The sequence below is a fragment of the Micromonospora sp. ATA51 genome, assembly GCF_016802855.1.
Lineage (GTDB): Bacteria > Actinomycetota > Actinomycetes > Mycobacteriales > Micromonosporaceae > Micromonospora > Micromonospora sicca.
On record NZ_JAEVHJ010000619.1, the window covers coordinates 1 to 1716 of the forward strand.

At 64.0% G+C, this 1716-nt stretch carries 1 protein-coding gene and 1 pseudogene; both read left to right on the forward strand.

The features are described 5' to 3' along the window. Nucleotides 1-100 precede the first annotated feature (100 nt). Nucleotides 101-1240 carry a group II intron reverse transcriptase/maturase gene (ltrA, locus tag JNW87_RS38390; protein ID WP_309234165.1) on the forward strand — a complete coding sequence of 380 codons (1140 nt, stop codon included), beginning with the start codon at nt 101-103 and terminating at the stop codon, nt 1238-1240. Nucleotides 1241-1456: 216 nt separating this feature from the next. Next, nucleotides 1457-1716, forward strand: a pseudogene (locus tag JNW87_RS38395) (IS3 family transposase); the annotation flags it as partial.

A 1716-nucleotide genomic window follows, 5' to 3' on the forward strand; every position in this document is an offset into this window, starting at 1 on the left:
CACCGCCGCCAAACACGGCCAGGACGCACTCGACGTGCTCAAACAGCTGTTCACCACCGGCCCGTGGATGCCCGCCGCTCTCTCAAGCTGAATACGTACGATCGAGGAGTTCGAAAAGGATCTGAAGGGAAACCTCTATAAGATCTGGAATCGGATGTCCTCGGGTAGTTACTTCCCGCCTCCGGTGAAGGGTGTGGAAATCCCGAAGTCGCATGGCGGAGGGGTTCGTCTACTCGGGGTGCCTACGGTCGCTGACAGGATCGCGCAGACGGTGGTAGCCGGGCATCTGGAGAAGCGGGTGGAACCTGTGTTCCACCCGGACTCCTTCGGCTACCGGCCCGGAAGGTCGGCTCTGGACGCGGTCGGGGTATGCCGACGGCGGTGCTGGGACAAGGATTGGGTCATCGACCTCGATGTCTCGAAATTCTTCGACAGCGTCCGCTGGGACCTCGTCGTCAAAGCGGTGAAAGCCCACACCGATGCCGCATGGGTAGTTCTGTATGTGAAGCGGTGGCTTGCCGCACCGCTTCAACTATCCGACGGCACCTTGCGGCAGCGAGACCGGGGCGCCCCGCAGGGGTCTGCGGTCTCGCCTGTGCTGGCGAATTTGTTCCTGCACTATGCGTTCGACCAGTGGCTCGCCCGCAATTTTCGGGACGTCCAGTTCGAACGCTACGCCGATGACGCAGTTATCCACTGCGGATCCGAGCGTCGAGCCCGTGAAGTCCTGCGGGCGGTCGGCGACAGGATGGAGGAGGTCGGGCTGCAACTGCACCCGGCCAAGACCCGGGTCGTGTACTGCGGAAGAGACCGACGCCGCGACGATGTCGTGGCGACGTCGTTCACGTTCCTCGGCTTCACGTTCCAGCGCCGCGCAGCACGGGACAGGAACGGTAAGATTTTCACCTCGTTCCTGCCTGCGGTCAGCAAGGACGCCCTCAAGAAGATGAGTGCGGAAGTCCGCTCCTGGCGGCTCCATATGCACATCGGCTACACCTTCACCGAGTTCGCACGTTGGATCAATCCGATCGTGCGGGGCTGGATGCAGTACTACGGGGCGTTTTACAGAACCGAACTGTATCCCCTCCTGCGGCGCATCAACTACTACCTGATGCGCTGGGTCCGGAAGAAGTTCCGGCGGCTGAAGACCTTCAACAAGTTCCATCGGCGGTGGAAGCAGATCACCAAGGCGTATCCGCTTTTCTTCGTCCACTGGAAATGGGTCCACTCGATTTGGTGACCAGGATGATAGGAGCCCGGTGACGGGAGACTGTCACGCCGGGATCTGTGGGAGCCCGGGGGTGAGATTCCCCCGGGCGACCCGACCACACGCGCTCTTGGCCGAGATCTCCGAGAGCGCGGACACCGACACCAAGCCCAGCAAGTCCTGACCGACGCCCACGCGTCTCTGCTGGCCGCCCGGACGTCGACCCGCGCAGCTGCCCGTCTGACGGGTATGGCCCGCAGCACCGCCCACCGACGCGCCCGCACCCGGGTGACGTGTGCACCCGCGCCGCGGCCAGCGCCGGTCAACCGACTCAGCGACGCCGAACGCGCCCGCATCCTGGCCGTGCTCGACAGCGACCGGTTCGTCGACACCACCGTGACCGAGACGTTCGCGACGCTGCTCGACGAAGGCGTCTACCTGGCCTCGATCTCCACCCTCTACCGCATCCTGCGCGCCGACAACCAGGTCGTCGACCGGCGCCGCCAGGC